Annotated in this window: 17 protein-coding genes; 5 read left to right on the plus strand and 12 right to left on the minus strand. The window is 56.1% G+C overall.

Annotated features, from left to right (window positions below; translation table 11 throughout):
• Window positions 1-14: 14 nt before the first annotated feature.
• The 5 genes from PYR66_17180 to PYR66_17200 all read right to left on the minus strand — a co-directional run bounded on the left by PYR66_17180 (window position 15) and on the right by PYR66_17200 (window position 3,870).
• Window positions 15-374: a helix-turn-helix domain-containing protein gene (locus PYR66_17180; GenBank protein ID WEF27018.1), complete on the minus strand. Its 360-nt coding sequence runs from the start codon at window positions 372-374 to the stop codon at window positions 15-17.
• A gap of 3 nt (window positions 375-377) precedes the next feature.
• On the minus strand, window positions 378-680 hold the full coding sequence (locus tag PYR66_17185) for a type II toxin-antitoxin system HigB family toxin (GenBank protein ID WEF27019.1): 303 nt from the start codon (window positions 678-680) through the stop codon (window positions 378-380).
• A gap of 84 nt (window positions 681-764) precedes the next feature.
• Window positions 765-1,880 (minus strand): class II histone deacetylase, encoded by a 1,116-nt coding sequence (locus PYR66_17190; GenBank protein WEF27020.1) that lies wholly within the window; start codon window positions 1,878-1,880, stop codon window positions 765-767.
• Window positions 1,877-3,070: an MFS transporter gene (locus tag PYR66_17195; GenBank protein WEF27021.1), complete on the minus strand. Its 1,194-nt coding sequence runs from the start codon at window positions 3,068-3,070 to the stop codon at window positions 1,877-1,879. The genes PYR66_17190 and PYR66_17195 overlap by 4 nt, the downstream gene beginning before the upstream one ends.
• Window positions 3,071-3,186: 116 nt before the next feature.
• Window positions 3,187-3,870, minus strand: coding sequence for a helix-turn-helix transcriptional regulator (locus PYR66_17200; GenBank protein ID WEF27022.1), 684 nt, complete (start codon window positions 3,868-3,870; stop codon window positions 3,187-3,189).
• A gap of 425 nt (window positions 3,871-4,295) precedes the next feature.
• Here PYR66_17200 and PYR66_17205 point away from each other — a divergent pair, with 425 nt between their 5' ends.
• The 4 genes from PYR66_17205 to PYR66_17220 all read left to right on the plus strand — a co-directional run bounded on the left by PYR66_17205 (window position 4,296) and on the right by PYR66_17220 (window position 8,940).
• Window positions 4,296-5,483, plus strand: coding sequence for an anaerobic sulfatase maturase (locus PYR66_17205; protein WEF27023.1), 1,188 nt, complete (start codon window positions 4,296-4,298; stop codon window positions 5,481-5,483).
• A gap of 45 nt (window positions 5,484-5,528) precedes the next feature.
• A complete protein-coding gene (locus PYR66_17210) occupies window positions 5,529-7,262 on the plus strand; it encodes an arylsulfatase (protein ID WEF27024.1) in 1,734 nt (577 codons plus the stop codon).
• Between the two features lie 88 nt (window positions 7,263-7,350).
• The gene (locus PYR66_17215) at window positions 7,351-8,127 is read left to right on the plus strand and encodes an SDR family NAD(P)-dependent oxidoreductase (protein WEF27025.1); all 777 of its coding nucleotides are present in this window, start codon (window positions 7,351-7,353) and stop codon (window positions 8,125-8,127) included.
• A 21-nt stretch (window positions 8,128-8,148) separates the two neighbouring features.
• Entirely contained in the window at window positions 8,149-8,940 is a 792-nt protein-coding gene (locus tag PYR66_17220) for a MoaF C-terminal domain-containing protein (GenBank protein WEF27026.1), read from the plus strand.
• Between the two features lie 989 nt (window positions 8,941-9,929).
• Here the strand turns inward: PYR66_17220 and PYR66_17225 are convergent.
• The 3 genes from PYR66_17225 to PYR66_17235 all read right to left on the minus strand — a co-directional run bounded on the left by PYR66_17225 (window position 9,930) and on the right by PYR66_17235 (window position 12,986).
• The gene (locus PYR66_17225) at window positions 9,930-10,883 is read right to left on the minus strand and encodes an aldo/keto reductase (GenBank protein ID WEF27027.1); all 954 of its coding nucleotides are present in this window, start codon (window positions 10,881-10,883) and stop codon (window positions 9,930-9,932) included.
• Window positions 10,884-11,011: 128 nt separating this feature from the next.
• Window positions 11,012-11,788 (minus strand): ABC transporter substrate-binding protein, encoded by a 777-nt coding sequence (locus tag PYR66_17230; GenBank protein ID WEF27028.1) that lies wholly within the window; start codon window positions 11,786-11,788, stop codon window positions 11,012-11,014.
• Window positions 11,789-11,807: 19 nt separating this feature from the next.
• A complete protein-coding gene (locus tag PYR66_17235; protein ID WEF27029.1) occupies window positions 11,808-12,986 on the minus strand; it encodes a M20 family metallopeptidase in 1,179 nt (392 codons plus the stop codon).
• 235 nt (window positions 12,987-13,221) lie between these two features.
• Here PYR66_17235 and PYR66_17240 point away from each other — a divergent pair, with 235 nt between their 5' ends.
• Entirely contained in the window at window positions 13,222-13,812 is a 591-nt protein-coding gene (locus PYR66_17240) for a YSC84-related protein (GenBank protein WEF27030.1), read from the plus strand.
• A 153-nt stretch (window positions 13,813-13,965) separates the two neighbouring features.
• On the opposite strand, the gene PYR66_17245 is transcribed toward PYR66_17240, so the two are convergent.
• The 4 genes from PYR66_17245 to PYR66_17260 form a co-directional block, all read right to left on the minus strand.
• Window positions 13,966-14,406, minus strand: coding sequence for an RcnB family protein (locus tag PYR66_17245; GenBank protein ID WEF27031.1), 441 nt, complete (start codon window positions 14,404-14,406; stop codon window positions 13,966-13,968).
• A 176-nt stretch (window positions 14,407-14,582) separates the two neighbouring features.
• Complete coding sequence (locus PYR66_17250; protein WEF27032.1) at window positions 14,583-15,008, minus strand: hypothetical protein; 426 nt, start codon at window positions 15,006-15,008, stop codon at window positions 14,583-14,585.
• Between the two features lie 127 nt (window positions 15,009-15,135).
• Window positions 15,136-16,278 (minus strand): HlyD family secretion protein, encoded by a 1,143-nt coding sequence (locus tag PYR66_17255; GenBank protein ID WEF27033.1) that lies wholly within the window; start codon window positions 16,276-16,278, stop codon window positions 15,136-15,138.
• Window positions 16,278-16,613, minus strand: a complete 336-nt coding sequence (locus PYR66_17260) for a DUF3302 domain-containing protein (GenBank protein WEF27034.1) — start codon at window positions 16,611-16,613, stop codon at window positions 16,278-16,280. Before PYR66_17260 ends, PYR66_17255 begins: the two co-directional genes overlap by 1 nt.
• Window positions 16,614-16,662: the final 49 nt, after the last annotated feature.

Consider the following 16,662-nt stretch of genomic DNA (forward strand, 5'->3'; position numbering starts at 1 on the left):
TAATGGCCGCGCTATCACGCGCCGATCAGGCTCTCCAGCGGGATGCCGAACTGAGCGTGCAGGCGACGGATCATCGGGAGCGTCAGGTTACGCGTGCCGTTCAGTATTTCATAAACACGATTAGATTTACCAATCGCCGGTTCCAGATCTTTTACGGTCAGCCCTTGCTGCTCCATGCGAAATTTTATGGCCTCAATGGGCGTCGGTGGTTCAATGGGATAGTGCCTTTTCTCATACTCTTCAATGAGCAGGCACATCACTTCAAAAAAATCGCCCTCCGGAGTATCCGGCGCGGGCTCATTATCGAACAAAGGTTCAACCGCCCGTAGTGCGGCTTCATAATCTTGTTCCGTGCGGATAGGTTTAATATTCATCACTTACTTCCTCTCTATCGTCTCAGCGTCTATCGCGTCATATTCCTTATGCGTCCCGATAAACTTAACGAACATCCATCCCCGCAAATAAGCAACAGCTACAATTAATCGATAATCATTTCCCTTTATGTTGAATACCACCCGCTTACTTTTCAATATACTTGCGCTGCGATATTGGTCCTTTATCTCCGCCGGGGTTTTCCAGTTAGCCTTTGTCGCTTCGTCCACCCAAGCCTTTAGCGGTTGTTCCGCATCGGGATTCTCCGCCCAGAAATCCCTGAGTACTTTCACTGAGATTATCTTCATGGACAGAGATTAGTCCCAAAGCGGGACTAAGTAAAGAAAAAGTCCCGTTATGGGACTTTACAGATAAAAGCGGGGTTCAGGTGGTTATTTTAATCCAAACTGCTGCGCCAGTTGATCGATAGCCTGGCGCTGGAACTGTGCGAACGCGGCACGTGGCTGTTGCTGTTGAATAAATTCCAGCAGCGGATCCTGAACCTCGGTGCGCACCCCGCTCAGCGTTTCCATCACCGCCAGGCCGCAGAACGGCACATAGGACTCGGCGTAGCCGCCTTCGTGCACCATTACCAGTTTCCCGCCGCACAGCCTTTCCGCCGCCTGCTGGACCTGTTCGGTCATCGCACGGAAGCTATCGCTATGCAGCTGCATCCGCGCCAGCGGGTCCATGGCGTTGGCGTCATAGCCACAGGCGATAATAATCAGCTCCGGCTCAAAACGCGTCAGCGCCGGAATGACGATGGTTTCCAGCGCATAGCGCCAGCTGTCGTCGCCCGCTCCGGCCAGCAGAGGAATATTGATGTTGTAGCCTTCTCCCGCGCCAACGCCGCGGTCCGCCTCGCCGGAATAACCCGGCGGGAAGCAGCCGTCCTGATGCAACGAGATGGTCAACACATCATCACGCTGCAGGTAAATATGCTGCGTGCCGTTACCGTGGTGGACGTCCCAATCAATAATCGCCACTTTGCCGAGGCCGAGCTGCGCTTGCGCCCGCTCGATGGCAATCGGGATATTGGCAAGGAAACAAAAGCCCATCGACTGGTCCGGCAGGCAGTGGTGTCCCGGCGGGCGCGACAGCGAGTAGGCGTTATCCAGCTCGCCCTTAAACACCGCTTCCACGGCGGCGCAGGCCAGCCCGGCGGAAAGACAGGCAATTTCATAGCTCCCTGGCCCCAGCGGCGCTTCTTTGCCGAGCAGGCCGCCGCCGTTATCGCTGATTGCCTTAAAGCGCTCCAGATAGCTATCGGGGTGGATCCGCCGCAAGTCTTCCAGGCTCGCCGCCGCTGCGCTGCGTAGTTCCAATTGCGGCGTCAGCCCGGAGACGTCCATCAGGTTTTTCATCCGCCGCTTGGTCTCCGGCGATTCTGCATGGCCGCCGCCAGCGGGCGGCTGAACCCAACCGCCAACCGGTAGCGTCACCGCATGCAGGCCGGTACTGTGCCAGAAACAACGTTCATCAAAGAAGAAACCGGTTTTTCTTTTCACTCTATCCTCCCGTTGGCTAAACCTTTCCCGGCGGACGACGCCGCCGCAATCAAAATCAGTGATAACAGCGCGCAGGCGCCTGCCGCCGCCAGCAGCGGATCGGCGCTGGAGAAATGCTGCAGTAAAGCGCCCGCTAACGCCGGACCGGCCGCCATCCCGCCGCCGATCACCAGATTAATGCTGTTCATCAACCGGCCGTTGTTATCAAGCCCGGCCACGCGGGCAAGAATAAAGGGCAGCACGAAGGTCCAGGTAAACTTAAACAACAGCGCCGCGATGGCGTAGCGCACCAGCAGCGGATGGCCGGTCAGCAACAGGACGCTGGCAATCAGCAACGCATAGCCCAGCCACACCACCAGCCGGTCCGGGCGTTGAGTCCCGCGCAGCGCCGCCCCGCCCGCGCCGATAATGCCGAACACCGTCGCCACCGCCAGCACCATACCGACGTGCGGCGGGCTCAGTCCCGCCGCGCTGCCAATGGTGCCGATAAAAGTCCACACTGCGCTGAGGCTTATGTAGAAAGTCAGTACCGCCAACACCGCCAGTGTCTTACGCCACGATGCCGCTGATGGCTGACGGCGGGAGGACGACAGCGGTTGAAAACGCGGCGGGAAGGCGGATATCAGAGGTAAACAGCAAAGCATGATGGCGGCGAGGATCAGATAGACCACCTTCAGGCCGAAGATCACGAACAGACCGGGCAACACCAGCAAGCCGAGCATCCCCAACAGCAACTGTCCCAGCACCCAAAAGGCGTAGACCCGCGATGGATTCGGCGTCCCCGCCGCGCAACTGATGCACAGGATCATCAACGTGCCGCCCGCCAGTGAGGCGATAAAACGCACCACCAACAGCGACTCATACTGGGTCACTGCCGCCGAAGCGAGGTTGGCGGCCAGAAATACCACGCCCGCCGCGAGGGCAACCCGTCGCCAGTCGAGGCGGCTCATCCACCACCATGCCGGGAGCGTCGCCAGGCTCATCGCGCCGAGTTCCGCCGAAAACAGCCAGCCGATTTGTCCCGGTTTTAGCTGCCATTCGCTGGCCAGCTGCGCCGCCACCGCTGGCGCGGTCATTAAAATTCCCGGCGCGATGGCGGCAAAAATGACAATCGCCGCCAGTAAACGCAGCGACATCACCAGCCCCGCAGGCCGGGAAAGCGTATTATCAGTAAGAGGGGTACTCGACATCGTAGGGCGTGCTCCAGTCAAAAAGCCTCCCCCCGGAAGGTTTTCCAGGGAGTGATACCTACAGGCATCAGGAAAACGCCGTGCTGCCACGGCGCGCGCGGGATGCGATAGTCAGATTACAGATGCAGCGTACGCTGAGCAGCAGGCATCCAGGTTCGGGAAACGAGTTCTGTACGATTGACGACTTCAGTCTTAGCGAAAATGTTGCGCAGGTGGGTTTTCACCGTCGATAACGAAATATCCAGTTGGCGGGCAATCAGCTTATTGCTGGCGCCTTCACGCACCATGCCGACGATTTCACGCTCTTTCGCCGTCAGAATAGCGGGTAACTCATCCTCTTCTTGCAGGAAGTCGCGGATCGCCAGTTCCACCAGCGGCAGTACCGCCTGCGCCCGCAGGCGTTCTTCGCTGGAAAAAGGCACATCGCGCATCAGCGAGATACCAGCAATAATCCGTCGTTCGCGGCGAATAAAGATTTCAGTCATGTCGCGCACATTATTCGGCAACATAAACTCATGATAGTAATGCCGGTTGCGGTCACAGAGCCGCGGCGTCATCGCCGCCATGGTGGTACTCTGGTGACTGAAGTGCGATGGCAGATGCGGATCCAACGGCTGGAAGCTGTCCAGATATTGTTGGTGGGTATTATCCGAAATATTATGCAATATATAGTTTTCGGGTTTTAAACGATTATTTACTCGATAAAACACCGCTGAAGACAGTGGAATTAACTGTGAAATAGTCTGTAAACAACGGGCTATTATCGCATCATTACGACTGGCTTTTAATAAAGCAGACATGATATTTCCCCCCGTCGAGGTGCTGGTGCGTTACACGCGGATTACCCTGGTTAGATGAAGCATACATTTCACATTTAAGTAACACAATCATTAACATATTAACAATGTGATATCGATTACAAAATTTTCATCAATGCATTGTTATTTAAAGCATTTAAAAACAGCCCTATTCTCTGATAACGTGATTGCGTTAAAACATAAACAAAACTTATTAACATCATCCGTTATTTTTCATTAGGGATTAAAAGTCCTTATATCGACAGGTCCGTTCTCGTTCTTTAGAACGATAGCTTTTAGCATTTTTTCATTTATACCCTAAAAAGGATGTCGATAATTTAACGCCACGGCTTAATCAATTGATTACGCCTGACTTGCTGTTGCCTGAATACGACTAACCGTGCCAGCAATTAATTGAGGATAAGCCGATGCTGAATATCGCCGCCTTACGCCAGCAGCAAATTCCACTGGCCGTTGAACCGCGCTCGCCGGTGCCGTTTCATATTCTGATGAAGCCGATTGGCCCCGCCTGTAACCTCGCCTGCCGCTACTGCTACTACCCGCAGGATGGGGCGCCGGTCAAGAAGATGGACGAGGCGCGGCTGGAGCAGTTTATCCGTCGCTATATTGCCGCGCAGCCCGCCAGCGCGCGTGAAATCAACTTCGTCTGGCAGGGCGGCGAGCCGCTACTGGCCGGGTTGAGCTTCTATAAAAAAGCGATAGCCTTGCAGCAACGCTATGCCCCCGATGGGGTGACCATCAGCAACAGCCTGCAAACCAACGGTACCTTGATCAACGATGCCTGGTGTCGGCTGTTTCGCGAGCATCGCTTTATCGTCGGCGTTAGCCTCGAGGGCAATGAAGCGCTGCAAAATCACCATCGTCTGGATAAACGCGGGCAGGCGACCTGGCCGGCGGCGCTGCGCGGTATCGCCCTGCTCCACCAGCATCAGGTGGAATTTAACCTGTTGGTGGTGGTGCATAACGAAATGGCCGCGCACGCGGCGGCGATTTATGACCAGGTTGTCAGCCTTGGCGCGCGCTATTTGCAATTCCAGCCGCTGATGAGCGAAGGCGAGGCGCTGCGGCAGGGCTATCAGCTGAGCGCGGATAATTGGGGGCGCTTTATGGTCGGCATCTGGCGACAATGGCAGAAGCGCTGCGATAGGGGCCGGGTATTTGTGATAAACATCGAGCAGGCGTGGGCGCAATACTTCACCCACACCAGCGGCAGTTGCGTTCACAGCGCCCGCTGCGGCACCAATCTGGTGATGGAGCCCAACGGGCAACTCTACGCCTGCGATCACCTGATCAATGCCGGGCACCGGGTTGGCCGCCTCGACGAGCAGACGCTGAACGAAGCCGTCGATGCCGCCGTGAAGTTACCTTTTGGCCAACAAAAAAGCCTGCGCCGTGAATGCCGTGCTTGCGCAGTAAAAATGGTCTGCCAGGGCGGCTGCCCCGCCCACCTTAACGCCGCCGGTCACAACCGACTCTGCGGCGGTTATTACCGCTTCTTTAGCGAAATTCTCGCCCCCTTGCACCCCTTTTCCCGCGATCTTAACGGCCTGAAAGCCTGGCGAGCCGCATTTGTCGGGGCCGCGCATCCGGCGTAGCCCTTTGCCCTGATGATAATCCCCCTCTGAACAGGAGAATCCGTCTTGAACAAAAAAGCCATGGCCGCGGCGGTCAGCATGATCCTCGCTGGCGGCGCGTACGGCGCGCAGAATACGCATCCGAACGTCATCGTGATCATCGCCGATGATATGGGCTATTCAGACATCAGCCCCTTCGGCGGCGAGATCCCTACCCCTAATCTCCAGGCGATGGCCGAGCAGAGTATCCGCATGAGTCAGTATTACACCTCACCGATGTCGGCTCCCGCCCGCTCGATGCTGCTCACCGGCAACAGCAACCAGCAGGCCGGAATGGGCGGCATGTGGTGGTACGACAGTACCATCGGCAAAGAGGGCTACGAACTGCGCCTGACCGATCGCGTCACCACTATGGCCGAGCGCTTTAAAGATGCCGGCTATAACACCCTGATGGCGGGCAAATGGCACCTGGGATTCGTCGCCGGCTCCACGCCGAAAGACCGCGGTTTTAATCACTCCTTTGCTTTTATGGGCGGCGGCACCAGCCACTTCAATGACGCGATACCGCTGGGTACCGTCGAAGCGTTCCATACCTACTATACCCGCGACGGCGAGCGCGTCTCCCTGCCGGACGATTTCTACTCCAGCGAAGCCTACGCCCGCCAGATGAATAGCTGGATTAAGGACACTCCTCAGGCTCAGCCAGTCTTCGCCTGGCTGGCCTTCACCGCGCCGCATGACCCGCTGCAGGCGCCGGATGAATGGATTAAACGCTTCAAAGGCCAGTATGAGCAGGGCTACGCCGAGGTCTACCGCCAGCGTATCGCCCGCCTGAAAGCGTTGGGGATAATTCATGACGATACCCCGCTGCCGCATCTGGAACTAGATAAAGAGTGGGACGCGCTGACGCCGGAGCAGCAGAAATATACGGCGAAAGTGATGCAGGTATATGCCGCGATGATCGCCAATATGGACGCGCAAATCGGCACGTTGATGGAGACGTTGAAACAGACCGGGCGCGATAAAAACACCCTGCTGGTCTTCTTAACCGATAACGGCGCCAACCCGGCGCAGGGCTTCTATTACGAATCTACGCCGGAGTTCTGGAAGCAGTTCGATAACAGCTATGACAACGTTGGCCGCAAAGGCTCGTTCGTCTCTTACGGCCCGCACTGGGCCAACGTCAGCAACGCGCCTTACGCCAACTACCATAAGACCACCAGCGCCCAGGGCGGTATCAACACCGACTTTATGATCTCGGGCCCGGGAATTACTCACGGCGGCAAAATCGACACCTCGACAATGGCGGTCTACGACGTCGCGCCGACGCTGTACGAATTTGCCGGCATTGACCCGAACAAATCGCTGTCCAGTAAGCCGGTGCTGCCGATGATCGGCGTCAGCTTTAAACGCTATCTGACCGGTGAAACGCAGACGCCGCCGCGCTCAAAATACGGCGTCGAGCTGCATAATCAGGCGGCCTGGGTCGATGGCGACTGGAAGCTGCGGCGGCTGGTGAAGCTTGGTCTCAACGCCGGCGACGCGCCGTGGCAGCTGTTTAATCTGCATGACGATCCGCTGGAGACGCACGATGTCGCGGCCCTTCATCCCGACCGGGTCAAAGCCATGAGCGACGCCTACGAGGCATTTGCTAAACGCACCATGGTTACTAAAGCGCAGGGCAAGATGATTGATTACGTCGGTATTGACAGTAAAACCGGGCGCTATCTGGCGGTCGATCCCTCAACCATGAAGCCGGTTCCGGCGCCACAGGCGATTCCTGTGAGCGAGAGCCACTGATCGTACCCGGCTCTCGTTCTTCCGGACGATAGCCGGGAATTGATTCGCTTTTTAAGGTAGTCGGAACCCTCTTTCCAGGAGTACACGAATGACGAGAGTTGTGGTTATCACCGGCGGCGGTAGCGGAATTGGCGCCGCCTGCGCGCGGAGAATGAGCGCAGCGGGCGATCGGGTATTTATCACCGGACGACGGCAAGCGCTGCTGCAGGCCATTGCCGATGAAACCGGCGCGACGGCGCTGGCGGGCGATGCCGCCGACGGAGAAGTCTGGCGTGAACGGCTGCTGCCGGCGATTATCGACCAGGCGGGACACATCGACGCGCCCATCTGTAGCGCCGGGGGGATGGGCAACAGTGCTGCTGCCGAGACCAGCGACCGCCAGTGGCGTGAAGCGCTGGACGGTAATCTGAATAGCGCATTTGCCAGCGTCCGCGCCTGCCTGCCCTCGCTTATCGCCAGCCGCGGCAACGTACTGTTTGTCGCCTCAATCGCCTCGCTCGCCGCCGGGCCGCAGGCCTGCGGTTACGTCACCGCCAAACACGCATTAATCGGCCTGATGCGTTCCATCGCCCGCGATTACGGCCCACAAGGCGTGCGCGCCAATGCCATCTGCCCCGGCTGGGTCACCACTCCGATGGCGGATGAAGAGATGGCCCCGTTGATGCAGGCTGAGGGACTGTCGCTTACCGAGGCTTATCAACGGGTGTGCCGCGATGTTCCGCTGCGCCGCCCCGCCAGCCCGGAGGAGATCGCTCAGGCTTGTCAGTTTCTCTGCTCACCGCAGGCCGCCATCATCAGTGGCGCCACACTGGTCGCCGATGGCGGCGCCAGTATCGTTGATGTTCCCACGCTCGCCTTTTGTTGACCCCCCTATTAAGGAGCCCACATGACTTCAGAAGCCGTATTTATCCAGGTTGGCGCGCTGGCCGATGGTTTTGCCCCCCACGGCAACCTGCTGGCCCCAGCTCACCTACCCGTAGGCGAGCGCTTGACCTTTTATGTCGCTGACAACGAACCGCTGCAACTGGTGATTGAAGATGAGCAGACGCTACGCTGGAACGGCAAGCGCACGCCCTGGCGGGCCACTGCCCTGCGCCCCGATATTCTGTTTATCGATATCCTTGACCCGGAGCGTAATAACGCCAGCATCAGCGCCATATGCAACCTGACGCAGCGTAACGCCACGCTGGTCTATGGCCAGCTACCGGATGAAGCGGCCGCGCGGCTGGACGCCTTTAGCCGGGTCGAGCAAGGACTGCCACTCACCGCGGTCGAGGCGCGCTTTGTCTTCGCTCGCCTGGATGCACAACCGGGACCGCTACCAACATTTACCCATGCGCTGGTCGGCATGCGCAATCAGTACACCTATAGCCCGACCGAGCGTTATGAGCACGTGTATCTCAACGATAACTTTTACGCCTGGCAGTGTCTGGATGGTGTGGAAAAGGGGCTGGCGGATGTCGATCGCTGCCACTATGTGCAGGTTGCAGAGGATCTGTATTTGTTCGTCTGGCGGGAAAAAATCATTCCGACGCTTGGGGTGATCCTTATCGATCTGCAACAGATGCGCACCGACGGTAAGATCATGGGCTATCAGGGCAGCGATTTTGGCGCCTTAAGCAATTTCCCCGTCGGCGCGAGCGCCAAAATCCTGAATGTGACGCATCATCAGGGGTAATATTGCGTTGCCGGGTGGCGGCTAACGCCTTACCCGGCCTACGGTTCGCGCCACTTGTTACCCCGTAGCCCTGCTAAGCGCAGCGCGAGCAGGGAGAATTCCGGTGTCACCGTTATTTTGTCGGGTGGCGGCTTCGCCTTACCCGACCTACATTTCGTGCCATTTGTTACCCCGTAGCCCTGCTAAGCGCAGCGCGAGCAGGGAGAATTCCGGCGGTGCCGTTATTTTGTCGGGTGGCGGCTTCGCCTTACCCGACCTACATTTCGTGCCATTTATCGCCCCCGTAGCCCTGCTAAGCGCAGCGCGAGCAGGGAGAATTCCGGTGTCACCGTTATTTTGTCGGGTGGCGGCTTCGCCTTACCCGGCCTACGGTTCGCGCCATTTGTTACCCCGTAGCCCTGCTAAGCGCAGCGCGAGCAGGGAGAATTCCGGTGGCACCGTTATTTTGTCGGGTGGCGGCTAACGCCTTACCCGACCTACGGTTCGCGCCATTTGTTGCCCCGTAGCCCTGCTAAGCGCAGCGCGAGCAGGGAAATTCCCGGCGGTACCGTTATTTTGTCGGGTGGCGGCTTCGCCTTACCCGACCTACATTTCGTGCCATTTATCGCCCCGTAGCCCTGCTAAGCGCAGCGCAAGCAGGGAAATTCCCGGTGGGGCCGTTATTTTGTCGGGTGGCGGCTAACGCCTTACCCGACCTACATTTCGTGCCATTTGTTACCCCGTAGCCCTGCTAAGCGCAGCGCGAGCAGGGAAAAACCCGGCGGTACCGTTATTTTGTCGGGTGGCGGCTACGCCTTACCCGACCTACGGTTCGCGCCATTTGTTACCCCGTAGCCCTGCTAAGCGCAGCGCGAGCAGGGAAAGCCCCGGTGGTGCCGATTTTGTCGGGTGGCGGCTTCGCCTTACCCGACCTACATTTCGTGCCATTTATCGCCCCCGTAGCCCTGCTAAGCGCAGCGCAAGCAGGGAGAGAACGGGGAGGGGGACACTCAGGCGCTGGCGCTGTCCAGCCGCGTCACCTGCTCGCCGCTCAGACTTAGCGCCGCCGCGTGGGCGAAACTCTCCACCTGCGCCAGGCTGGTGGCGCTGGCAATCGGCGCAGTGACACCTTCACGGCTCATCAGCCACGCCAACGCCACTTCGGCTGGCTTCGCGTTGTGTTCTTCCGCCACCGCCACCAGGGTATCGATAATCCGCATTCCGCGCGGGTTAAGATATTTACCGATTCCGCCGCCGCGCTGGCTCTGCGCCAGATCGGACTGCTGACGGTACTTGCCGCTCAGGAAGCCGGAGGCCAGGCTGTAGTAGGTGACCACGCCAATATCGCGACTCACGCAAAGATCGCGCAGCGCCCCTTCGAAAGCGGATCGATGATAGAGATTATATTCCGGCTGCAACACCTGCCAGGCGGGTAGACCGCCTTTACGCGCCACTTCCAGCGCCGACGACAGCTGCCCGGCGTCGAGATTCGAAGCGCCAATCGCCCGCACTTTGCCCGCCTGCTGCAAGGCCTGGAAGGCTTCCAGCGTTTCGTCAATGGGTGTTTCCGCATCCGGCCAGTGGGCGAAATAGAGGTCGACATAATCGGTATTGAGGCGGCGTAGAGAGTCGTCTATCGCCTGGTGAATCCAGGCTTTTTTCAGCCCTTTGTGGCCGGGAAGGCCTAAATCCGAACCGACTTTGGTGAAAATTTTAACTTTATCGCGCATGCCGGGACGCGCCTGCAGCCAGCGGCCGATAATGGTTTCGGATTCGCCGCCCTGATTGCCATCTGCCCAGCGGGAGTAAACATCCGCCGTATCGATAGCATCAAAACCGTGGTCAACAAAAGCATCAAGAATGGCAAAACTGGTTTTCTCATCAATGGTCCAGCCAAAAACGTTACCGCCAAATACTAATGGGGCGATGGAAAATCCCGTTTTGCCCAATGGACGTGTCATCATGCCGATTACTCCTTAGCTTATATTCTGTTTCCCTCAGATAACCGTAGGGTCAGAAGAGGATGTCGATTGGATAATCAGAAAAGGAATCTTGCGGCGGGCAGTCCATGCCCGCAGGGTACACTCTGACATTATGTCCCGGAATAAACGTCAAAGCTAAAATATTTCCCGGCCAATTTTTTGTAGCTGCCATCGGCGAGGATCTTCGCAATCGCGCCATTAATCTCTTCGCGCAGCGCATTGTCATCTTTACGCAGGCCAATCGCCGCCCCGGCGCCAAACAGTTTATTATCCTGCAACTGCCCGCCGACAAAGGTGAATTCCTTGCCCTGCGGCTGCTGCAGGAAGCTGTAGTCGGCCATCATGCCGGAGAGCACCGCGCCGTCGAGGCGGCCGGATTCCAGATCGCGGACCACGCTATCGGCGCCCTGATAGGCGACAATATCAATCCCCTGCGGTCGCCAGTATTGATTAACATAGGTTTCCTGCGCCGATCCCTGCTCCACGCCGATGGTTTTTCCCTTCAACTGTTCCGGCGTGTTGCCCTTAAGGGTATTTTTGCGCGCCACCAGAAAAACGGGCCCGTTGTACAGTTTATCGCTAAAGGCAATCTGCTCTTTCCGCTTCTCGGTCATGTACATCCCCGACAGAATCGCGTCGAATTTACGCGCCTTCAGCGCCGGGATGATGCCGTCGAAATTGCTTTCCACCCACACGCATTTCGCCTGCAGCTGCTGGCAAATCGCATTACCCAAATCGATATCAAAACCCGCCAGCTTGCCCTGCGGATCCTTCCATTCAAATGGCGCGAAGGTCGGGTCGACGCCAAAGCGAATTTCTTTCACCCCATCGGCCAGCGCCGACGTCGAAGCCGTTAATGCCAGCCATAGCAGTAGTGATTTTTTCATTCCAGGTCTCCTCCAGAGATTAACGGCAGTGCGTTTCGACTAAGCGAGCGAACAGCGTCGCGCCGGTGCTAATAATGTCATCGTTAAAATCGTAGCCGGGGTTATGCACCATGCAACCGCCCTTCTCGCCTTTCTCGCCATTGCCAAGCAAGAAGTAGCTGCCTGGACGTTCGCGCAGCATAAAAGCGAAATCCTCGCTGGCGTTCATCGGCGATACCGACTCCAGCACCCCTTCGCGGCCGAATACTTCCAGCGCCAGAGATTGGGCGAAATCGGTCTCTTCGCTGCTGTTGGTTAATACCGGGTAGGAGTCGTAAATCTCGACTTCGCTGCTGGCGCCATAGCTTTTGGCGGTAAATTCGGTCAGTTCGTTAATACGCTTGATGAGCAGGTCGCGGATTTCCGGCTTCATTGCCCGCACGCTGAGCTCCATCACCACGCTTTCCGGAATAACGTTAGAAGCGATCCCGGCCTGGAAAGTCCCCACGCTAACCACCGCCGTTTCACCCGGCGGCACGTTGCGCGCCACAATGCTCTGCAGGGCCATCACCAACGCTGCACCGGCAACGATCGGGTCAACGGTACGTTCCGGATGCGCACCGTGGCCGCCGTAGCCGGTAATCGTGATTTTGACTGTGTCCGCCGACGCCATAAAGTTGCCAGCATAGAAGCCCAGCTTGCCAACCGGCAGCCCCGGCATGTTGTGCAGACCAAAAATGCGTTCACAGGGGAATTGTTCGAACAAGCCATCTTTAATCATCAGATCGGCACCGCCGATGGCTTCTTCCGCCGGCTGAAAAATCAGATGGACCGTGCCGTTAAACTGGCAAGCTGGCGAAGCAATATATTTGGCCGCCGCCAGCAAAATCGTCGTGTGGCCATCATGGCCGCAGGCATGCATTTTCCCCGGTACAGTGCTGGCCCAGGGTAAATCGGTCGTTTCATCAATCGGCAGCGCGTCCATGTCCGCACGCAGGCCGATGGTGCGCGGCGAATCGCCTTTGCTCAGGCTACCGACAACGCCGGTTTTGCCGAGACCACGGGTCACCCGATACCCCCACTCCGCCAGCTTCCCGGCAACCAGCTCGCTGGTATTAAACTCTTCAAGACTTAATTCCGGATTGGCATGTAAATAATGTCGGATAGAAATCATTTCATCTTCTGTCGCTTTAATTTCTGGAATTACACAATCAGTCATGCCGTTCTCCGGGAAATAAATTAAGGAGTTACCAAGTTATCGTGACAGAAAGTTTATGCAAGCAGGATTTCTAATTCCTGGAAGGCTACTCATCTTATTTTTTAATAAGACCAACCGACAGAATAATAGCCATTTAAAATAGCAAAATTTAAATATAAACGTTTATTTTATGGGCCACTTACCAGTATTTAATCTACCATCACCGCTTTGTTGCAGATTTAAATAAAATAACACCATGAAATATCAAACACTTTTACTCGCAGCTGCTGTAGCGCTGGCAGGCTGTAGCGCGCAGGGCGACACCGCCAGCCAGCAACGCGCCAGTATTCAAAAGATGCGTAGCGATACGCTCAGCAAGCTCTACACATTGCATCCGCAAGCGCGTAGCGATATCCAGCATTCGGACGGCTACGCGGTCTTCGCCAGCAATAGCAGCAAAATTTTGCTCTTCGGATTCGGCAGCGGCTACGGCATCGTGAAAAATAGCGCCACCGGCAAAGAGACCTATATGAAGATGGCCCAGGGCGGCGCAGGCCTCGGGATGGGAGTAAAACAGCTGCGTACCGTGCTGGTATTCCACGACAAAGCGGCGCTGAATAATTTTATTACCCATGGTTATATGGTCGGCGCAGACGCCAACGCGGCGGCGAAATATGACGACAAAGGCGTGGCTCCGGTCGGCGCATCGGCCAACGGCGTGGCAAAAGACACCGCTTCGCTGCCGTCAAAAGTGAACGTTTACGAAATTACCGAGAAAGGGCTGGCGGCCCAGGCGATGGTAAACGGTTACAAATACTGGCCGGATGACGACCTGAACAAAAAGTAATCGTTCTGTGGTTCGCGCCGGGAAGGCTGCGGATCCGTTTTCTGCCTTAGCGCGGCTCAACAGCTATTACGAATCGCGGGCATAAAAAAACCGGGTCAGACATTAGCCTGACCCGGCTCTGATGCGATACCCCGGAGCCACGGGTATCTGCATTTAGTGGCCGAGTGCGCCGCTCACCAGAATCGAAGTGATAATTCCGGTCGCCGCGGCAATCAGCACGTAGTTACCGTTGATATAAGACCAATGTTGGCCTTCCGGCGGGCGCGGCAGGCCGCGGCCGTTCCAGTCGTTGACGCGATAATGATCGCCACGGTAATGTTCCGGCGCCGGATGACCTTTGCGGAAGTCGTTACCGTTCCAGGCGAAATGATCCTGCTCATGACGCTCCTGATGGTGATCGTCGCGACCGTTGCGATCCGCGCCGCGGTGGTCATTGCCGCCCTGTTGATGGTGCCCATCCTGGCCGCCGTGATCCGGGCCATTTTGCCAGACCTGCTGCTGCCCCGGACGATGGCCGTCATTCGGGCCATCAGCAAAAGCCTGAGCACTCAGCACACAAGATAAAATAACCGCCAGAGAAATAATCTTTTTCATCGTACACCTCCTGATATATCTCTTTTTTACCCCGTAAATGTGGAGAAATAGTGATGAGAAAAACATCCAGGACTATTCCTGGCTAAATCAGAGATACGCCAGAGAGCCTATTTCACGATCGCCAGAGACAAAAAAGGCCGCTTTCGCGACCTTTTTTAATCTCCGTGAGTCAATATTTACTCAGAGACTTTATTCTTTAAATCTTCAGCGCCTTGCTTGGTTTTATCCCAGCCTTTTTCGCTGACTTCTTTGGTTTTATCCCAACCTTTACTGGCGCCTTCTTTGGTGGCGTTCCAGCCTTTCTCAGTACCTTCTTTGGTCTTATCCCAACCCTTCTCGGCACCTTCTTTGGTTTTATCCCAGGTTTTCTGCGCGCCTTCACTCACCTGGCTGCCGACGCTATCGGTTTTCCCTTCAGCAGCATGTTTGGACTTGAGTTTCATCTCTTCGCCCTGATTCTGCGCCTGGTGTAGTTTTTCCTTCGCCGTGTTCGCGCCTTCATGCGCGGCGGCGACGGTATCATCGGTTGCATGTGTAGTGGTTGCCGCAAATACCGGAGAAGCGACCAGAATAGCTGATAGTGCAATCATTGCTTTTTTCATATTTTATCCTCTCTTAACGCATGCTTTATGTTACGAGTCACATTCAGCATGGCATAAGCCTCTGTTATTTGCTTTAGGAAAAGTTCTTAAAACTGCCCTATCGTTTTTTCCCTCAGCATCTGCAGGCTTAGTGATCGAGATAAAGATAGCTCTCCCAGCTTTTCATGCGGATCAGGATCTTTCTGATCAGCGACAAATGCTCAAAATGTTCGGAATAGACTGCGGCTTCAACATCGGCGCCCTGCGGCAGCTGATAGCTCGCCAGACGATCGTCGGTCACTTTCAATACCACCAACGCGCGGCCATGGGTATCCAGATCGTTTGCGGTCAGCAGTTTACCCTGTCCCTGAAACTGGCTCTCGCCAATCGCCGGTAAGACATCCGCTACCTGTGCTTTAAAGACGGTGCCCGGAATCGACGGGAACAGCAGTTCAGCCTGCTCGCCCTTCTGCAAACGCTGTAGCGCGTTCTGGCGAAAAGCGGCGACGTATTCACGCGAATTCACATTATTCACCGGCACAAACGTCATCACCGGCGCCAGCCCCAACGCAGTAGACATGGTCCCCGGACGCAGGCCGACGGTACTCACATAGCCATCAGACGGCGCACGCACCACGGTATTGTCGAGCTTAAATTGCGCCTCGCGCAGCTGCGCCAGCAGCGAAGCGACTTTGGTGTTCTCACCGTGAACCACGGAATTCAGATCGTTACGCGCCTGAGCCACTTTCGCCTGGGCCGCGTCAACCGCCGCCTGCGTCGCTTTCCAGCTCTGACGGCGGGTATCGACCATCTGATCGGAGAATGCGCCTTTATCATGACCGGCCTGGAAACGAGCATATTCACGCTGGGCCTGATCGCGTTCGGCCACCGCTTTGCTTAAATCAGCCTGCGCGCTGCTCAGCGAAGCATCAAGCGACAGCGCATCCTGACTGGCGGCTTTCACCTGAGCGCTCAGGTCATCCACCCTCGCCTGAAACGGCGTCGGGTCAATGGTGAAAAGGACGTCGCCTTTATGCAGCATTTGATTCGCTTGTACCGGTACGCTGGTTACCCGGCCACGGGTTTGCGAAACAATCGGCACTGTACGAAAAACCTGTTTACCCACTTCGGTATACGGGAAGTTATAATTCATTCCGAGAATCAACGTACCGATAATCACCACCCCGCCTAATACCGCAGTCGGTACCGTCCATTTATTTAATGGAATACGGAATATTTTAAAAATAACGATACATAAAGCGGCATAACACAGCAGTAATAACGTTTCCATTATTTCCCCTCCTGATTCGCGGCGCTATTTTTTAGACGATTCAATTCCACCTGCATCGCGTCCAGACGCAGATGCAAATCACTTTGTTCTTCATTAAGCTTCTGCATTCCCCAGCCGCGGTCTTCGCGCCACAGCGTCGCCCAGATCCACAGCAGCGGCCACAGCACATGCAGGGTAAACAAACTCACCCAACCGGCGTAATGAATCGCATCCTGATGCGGATGGTTGCGTTTTTTGGCAATCTCATAAGGAATATCGTGAATCACGATAATGCCATAAAATAGTATCAATACCACCGCAATCAGGATGGCTAAAGCAATATAATCCAGGGTCATAAAATAACTCCAGAGAGTTTAATAAAATTAAAATTTAGTTTTCTTCAGG

Source organism: Klebsiella aerogenes (assembly GCA_029027985.1).
GTDB lineage: Bacteria > Pseudomonadota > Gammaproteobacteria > Enterobacterales > Enterobacteriaceae > Klebsiella > Klebsiella aerogenes_A.